This is a genomic window from Coprobacter sp., from assembly GCF_982436375.1.
In genome coordinates this window covers 1-6,865 of the sequence record NZ_CEWDCG010000167.1, presented here as the reverse complement: position 1 = coordinate 6,865, position 6,865 = coordinate 1, and the positions used below count along the sequence as shown (strand labels likewise).

At 41.8% G+C, this 6,865-nt stretch carries 3 protein-coding genes; all 3 read right to left on the bottom strand.

The genetic code is table 11. The features are described from left to right. Nucleotides 1-109: 109 nt before the first annotated feature. A complete protein-coding gene (locus AC1WHX_RS09365) occupies nt 110-1,249 on the bottom strand; it encodes an RHS repeat domain-containing protein (RefSeq protein WP_481229223.1) in 1,140 nt (379 codons plus the stop codon). Between the two features lie 102 nt (nt 1,250-1,351). Further along, nucleotides 1,352-6,253, bottom strand: a complete 4,902-nt coding sequence (locus tag AC1WHX_RS09360; protein WP_481229222.1) for a hypothetical protein — start codon at nt 6,251-6,253, stop codon at nt 1,352-1,354. A 20-nt stretch (nt 6,254-6,273) separates the two neighbouring features. Next, nucleotides 6,274-6,702, bottom strand: coding sequence for a T9SS type A sorting domain-containing protein (locus AC1WHX_RS09355; protein ID WP_303116179.1), 429 nt, complete (start codon nt 6,700-6,702; stop codon nt 6,274-6,276). Between the last annotated feature and the right edge of the window lie 163 nt (nt 6,703-6,865).

Here is a 6,865-nt window from a genome sequence, read left to right as displayed (position 1 = left end):
ATCTATATCATTATAAATCGTCACTTCTCGTGTTAAAACCTTCCCACATGAAAAATTCCCGAATAGAAATATTATCGATACCACATAAATTAATTTTCTCATAACAACTTTATTTTATATACCATAAACCTCCTGTCAAACTCAAACTCTTTATCAAATCAGAACGAACGGAAGCATCTCTTACATCATAATAACGACCTCTTACCTGCTTTTGCTCTGGATCTAATGAATTTTTCCAAAAGTCCCATCCTTTATTATTATAATCTACATCTTCACTTCGATAAAATCCCTCAACATTTTCACTCAGATAAATTAACGACCGCATATTGGCATCTTGCTCCGTCTTAAAAAAGCAATGCATCCCATCTCCCGCAGCACTTTTCAAACTCGGAATAGCGACCTTGAACAGGTAACTCCATCCCATCTCCTGGCTCTGCAAATAGTGCCCGTACTCATGCTGAAAGATGACGTTATTGGGATCGGCTTCAATACTACTGCCTCCCATAATATACGAACCCAATGTAAATGCTTTGCTTCCTTGTAAGAATGCCGGTTCTAATTGCGAAACAGTCGCCCCGCCCCAACTACTTACTTTACGAGTAAAACCAAATAAATTACTAAAATAAGATGCCCAAAAGCCGGCAGCTGTTTGCGGAAGTTCCCGAGTGAAACGGCTCTTTGTCCGTTGGCTTCCTCCGGAAAACAAACCCTTTAGAAGCATATATTCATTCTTAACTCCCTGCCAACCTGTTTTAAAAGGATTCTGTTTTTTGACTAAACCTTTTATAAAATGAGAAAAAAATGCTATAATAAACTCTCCATTCTCATCTTTATAAACCAACGGATTGTTCAAGCAATAGGTGTAACGGTTAAAATTTTGGCTGAAATCCGGCATCTGCACATAGGGATCGGGGCTGAGAAAGCGTCCTATTACCGGATCATACAGCCGAGCACTCATGTGTATCAATCCGTGATACTCAACATGTTTATGTCCGCAATACCCCCGCAACAAAAGCAATTCGGGCGTTTCTCCCGGAGCATACAGTTCCTGCGTATCGGGATCGCGGAAACGTCCCCACGGATCGTAACTCAACTCTTGCAATACATTTCCGGATTTGTCTATAATATGGGTAATGCTACCCATATAATCACGACATATATAGAGATATTCCCACTCATTTTCTCCCCCTATCGGTGACGTACACCAAGCGGTGGTCGCCGAAAAGACATCTCCGTCGAGATACAGCACTCCGCCAAAATGATAACCGTTCAGCTCCTCATATTTATTATCCCATGAAAAATGCTCTCTAAAAAATTCTTTCCCGAGAGAATTTGTTCCTTCGATTATTTCTTAATTAAAGTTTCCGTCATAATCATACTGGAATGAAGTTTCTATATCCCCTTCGAGTATCTTCTGAGGGCGCAACAATTCATTATAGGTAATTTCTTGTGCAGCCTCCGGAACATAATCTCCGTAAGGCGTAATATACTCTATCGCATAAGGACGGTCTTCGGCATATTCGAAAGACCCGACTCCGGAATGGTCGGTGATGTTTCCCTTTCCGTCATAAGTTATCGTCTTGCCGTTAAATCCTGTGAGACGGTTCAAGGCATCATAAGAAAAATCTTCCCGGATATTCCGCGTATTATCTTGCCGCCAGGTCAGATTTCCGGTATGAGAATCGAATCGGGTACTCATATCCTGAATAATCCGATCACCGCAGGTTACGGTACGTTTTAACGGAAATCCGTACCGGTCGTATTCAAAAGTCCGGGTCAGCGGTCCCGTCTCTATCGACACGGGCAATCCCATATCATTCTCGGCAACAAGCTTCCATGCCGGAGCAGAAGCATCGACTTTGATCTCGGTCTTATGCCCATTGGCATATGTGTAATGCACTCTCCCTATCGTACACGGCAAATAACCGTAATAATTTATCCAACTTATCTGCCCCAACTCATTATAAGCATACTTGCGTTCTAAACTAAAATAATCATCGATATACTGTATATCTTCCGATAAGCGGCCATACCGGTCGTACTTATAAAAACGCGAACCGGTATTTTCGACAACTTGCGATAAACGGTTATAATTGTCATAACCGAACTTGACGGTACGCAACTCTTTATTGTCTTTGGAGATATGAATCGAGTCTTTTCGCCCGTAAGAATCATACAAAGTTCGGGTCTCGACCCCATTCGCATCTTTTTTATAAGTCTGATTTCCAAAAGGACCGTATCTCCACTCGATCGTACCGGCACTCGGATCGGACATTCCGATTTTCTGTCCGTACACATTATAGGTGAATGTGGTAGTTATGTTACCCGGCGCTGTAATCGATTCGGGCTGACCATCGGGACGCAATGTATATTGTATATCTCCCGCCATATCTGAAACCCGAATCACTCTACCGACTGCATCGCACGTCTTTGAAACCGTTATTCCCTTTTTGGTCTCGGTAACGGTATTCTGCCCGTAATCATACACATCGGTACGTCCCGAAGCATAATCGGTACGGACAAGCCGATCATGAAAGTCATACGTCATCTGATTCCACGCCGAGGGACTCTGAGAACGAAAAGGCAACGATTCCTTTTCGAGCAAACCGTGCTGATTATACACTTTATCGGTAAAGAGATAGTGTCCGTCAAAACGTTGCGCTCCTTTGCGGACTTCCCGGCCTAAAGCGTCCTGAAACAGTTTCTCCGTCGGTTTACCCGTATGGGTTGTCGTTATCTCGGTCAATGCCGACTCCGGTCCCGAGGCCCACGCATAAGTAACGACCGTCTCGGTACTGTCGGGATAAACAGTTCTTAAGGTACGTCCCAAACCGTCATATTCATAATATGTATGCAGCCCTTCGGGATTGGTTTCCCGAACCATATTACCGTAAATATCATACTGCCACTGTGTAATCAAATTCATAGGATCGGTCTTTTTAACAGGTCTTCCATAAGCATCGTATTCATAGAAAGTTATTTGATACATAGAGCTATAACTTTGTATATCGTATGCTATCATATTCTGATCCTCATCATACGTATAATTTTCTTCCGACACAGGAGACGACTCTCCTTTAACTACCGATTTATACATGAGATTTTGATAATCATCATATTCATAACTTTCTGATGTTCGTAAATCCGTTTGACCGGGAGCTGAATATGTTGTAGTACGGGTTTTCAACAATCCGGTATAATATTTACTCTCCGTATCGATATTCTGATAAGTATTTTCGATCGTGGTTCTCAGATCGTCCCCGTAATCGACCACCTCTTTTATCGGATTTTCCTTATCGTCATAGGTATATGTCGTAATATGAGTATTATCGTTTAAAAGATCTTTTTCTGTTTTCCTCAACAATAACGATTTCACGGTCTTATCGTCATGCAACACAAAATCATATTCAAAATCGGATACGGTCTGCTCGGTCTCTTTTTTCAGCAAGATACCGTAACGGGTTGGATCGAAAATCTTTTTACCATACCAGGACCGCAGCCCGTCGATCGTATTGACGGTTTTAAATCCTCTGAAACCCAGCCCCTGCACATGAGATATACCTCCTTCATAACTGAATTGCAACGATTCGAAAAGCGTTCCTCCGCTATAACCGTCTTTTGCCGTGGTTATCCATATCGGCGCAGTAAAATCGATATAAGGGAAAACCGCTCCTTGTCCGATCTTATAATTGTAACCGCTATTCATTTTTTGATAAGAAAAACGAATCTCGTTGCCGGTACTGGTATAAGCGGCAGAAAGTAAACGGGATTGTGACTGATCTATTCCGTAATTGATCTTATACACTTCATTCTTATACAACCCGTACAAAAACAAATGATTAGTAGCCTGCATCACGGTAGCGGGGACTAATATCGCCGGATTGGATAAGGTCGCGGTGACGATATTATTCGGTTCATAAACAATGACGTTATTTCTTACCGGATATATTTTGACCTCTTTATTCTCCTTTTGACACACAATATCGAGAATCCCGTCATTGTCCATATCTTGCATAAGCAGATTATCGCTTTTCTCTACGGGGAAACCCGGTATGGATTCCAACTTATACTCCGTACCGGTAGAAAACAACACCTGCCACTGAGTATCCTCGGTCCGCCACGTATAATTTACATGACTGCCATGATCCGGGCAAGTAAAATCGGATGTTAATCCAGCCCCGCATTCCACACAGGTATAACCGGGCTGTATATATTGTTCACAGGTATAACACCATACATCCGGCAAACCGGTCATGGAATTAAATCCTTCATATCCGAAATCATGCCCATGACATACAGGACATTCTCTCGGAGAATAGACAGGGACGTATTCGGTCCGGGTACGAACGAATTCCGGGGAAATGATAAAATCGGTTTTAGCATCACCGTTTACATCGGACAGCAGCATTCGCTTATCCGACAAAAAAGAATTCGATATCCGGTTATCGGAGTATATCTTGTTTAATTGCCAATCTCCATTTACAGGAACAAATGTATAGATATCGAAACCTGCGGGATGAATATGACAAATATCGGCTTTGCCATCTCCGTCGAAATCGACTACCGTCACCATATCAGCGCCCATATTGTAATTAAACACGGGTCTTTGAAACACAGGTGATAATATCTGATCCAAATCGAACAGATAACATACGGATCTATGCTGAGCCATATCTAACGGGGCATTCATCGAAACCGCAAATATCTCATCCTTTCCGTCCCCTGTAAAATCTCCGCTCAAATAGGTTTTAGGACAGAATGAATAGGTATCTTTCTTTTTTATCGCATCTCCCGTAAAATAATAAACATCTTCTTTCAGATCCACTCCGGTATTCATATAGGCCGGAGCATAGGCTGCGATGCGAACCACATCCTTTCCCAACATCACTCCGCTATTGATACGTACGATCTCGTCACCCGGGACATAGTCGATATTGGCGCAAAAAGCAGAATTGAATCCTGCTTCAACTTGAAGCTCAAGAGCATAAGCCGAATTCGATCCGATGCCCGGATAAAGGTTCAATTTATGACTCGGATCAAGCGCGACATAATAATATTCTTCTTGCGGATTTCGGTATAGTCCGGGATCGGGATACGAGATGATCCCATCATCATCACTACCGTATGACAACTTACCGGAACGAACAACCAAATCTTTCATATCGGGATAGTATAAAGAAATACTCGACGTATATTGTCTAATACCTCCCTGATTACCGGAAGCATAGGCAAAACGCAAGGGGGCAAGGCGAGTTTTCGAACCGGCCAAGCAATTAATTTCGCTTAACAAAGAGGGTGTCGTATTTTTGTAGGACATTGAATAAATCTTCACGATATTGGTGTCGAGTTTTATCATGATTCCCTGCAATAAACGAGGTTCTTTCTTTTCAATGCCTGCCGTATAAGATAAAGGAATATCTTGTCGATGCTCCCCATAAATAAAATCTACATGGACAAAATGTCCGGGATTATCGACCGTACCTCTGCCTCCATACGAAACGGAAAGCAAGTAATGATGCCCGTATTTATACTCGTAAGTATAATCGATATGATTGCCGGCAACATCGGTCACTCTCGATAAAGGATACTCCAATCCGTCATTAACAACCGGCTTATAAAGCGATTGCGAACCGTCAGGACGAAATACGGTAAACGACACGATTTTGTCCCCTTGCGTAAGACATTTTACCTTGATATTTCCTTTTTCGGTACGATACCACCCGGACGACTGTTCGACAAGCTGAGATCCGTCAAGTTGAAATGCAGCCGAAGCATCGGTCACAGCAGGGGCGGTCTTATCATTGTAATATCTATTGAAATCGACACTGTTTATGGATGAGAATCCTTGTAATCCCCATCCCCATCCCAAAACTCCGTCACCGCTGAATTGTGTATAACATAATGAAATTTCCGGAGCGCATTCTCCTCGTCCTTTCGGCAATCCGATAGGGACCTCGCAGATCGTCGAGCCTAAAGGACTGACCGAAGTATGAACAGTGATCTCTCCGGGAGTATATAAAGGACTTATGGCTGTCGACACGTTTTTCATTTCCGGCTCTTTGTAAGCCTGAATATCCCGCATCAATTGTTCTAACGTCGAGTCCGGCAAAATCTCCGGATCTTGTACCCAATCGACATGTTTTATCACTGCCGTATCCGAATTTCGAATCGGTTGAGGATATGATCCTCCTAAAGTCTGTGCATAAATTCCGAATGCAAGACACAACAAAAATAAGGTTAACGATGTGCGCATGTGTATGTGATAATAATAAGTTATTCTTTTATAATTTTCCAGGTTGCAGATTTTCCATTTAATGTCATTTTCAGGATGTAATTTCCGGCCGGTTGATTGCTAAGGTCAAAATAGACTTTTGACGAAACGATTTTTCGGGTGGCAATACATTTTCCGTTCATGGTAAAAATTTTCACATCTCCCGATAGTTCTTCCGTATTACCGGAAATGGCAATCGTTATTTGTCCCTTGGTCGGATTAGGGTAAAAACGAACGGTCTGCCCGGCAAATTTTTCAGATAAAGGTTTCTCATCTTCCGGATCGGCCAATGCCCGGTTTTGAACCCGACTTAATACAATCTCTCTTTTAATACGATTTCCTGAAGCATCATAATAATAGCGAATTTTAGTTTGTGCCTGTAAAATTCCTACAAGACAACAGAGGAGACATAAAGAATATAGTTTTTTCATGACCGAATAAGATAGTTTGGTAACTGTTTCATATCTCAAATTTAGAAGATATAGTATTAAAAAACAGAGATAATATTTATTACATTTTTATTAAAATAGATGTAAAAAGGAAAATCTCTATAAAATAAATATCCTGTTCGGCCTTTATTTACACATATAAGAC

Excerpts from the sequence above, each read along its gene's own strand:
- AC1WHX_RS09360 (WP_481229222.1), bottom strand. The coding sequence starts at position 6,253 with ATGCGCACATCGTTAACCTTATTTTTGTTGTGTCTTGCATTCGGAATT.
- AC1WHX_RS09355 (WP_303116179.1), bottom strand. The coding sequence starts at position 6,702 with ATGAAAAAACTATATTCTTTATGTCTCCTCTGTTGTCTTGTAGGAATT.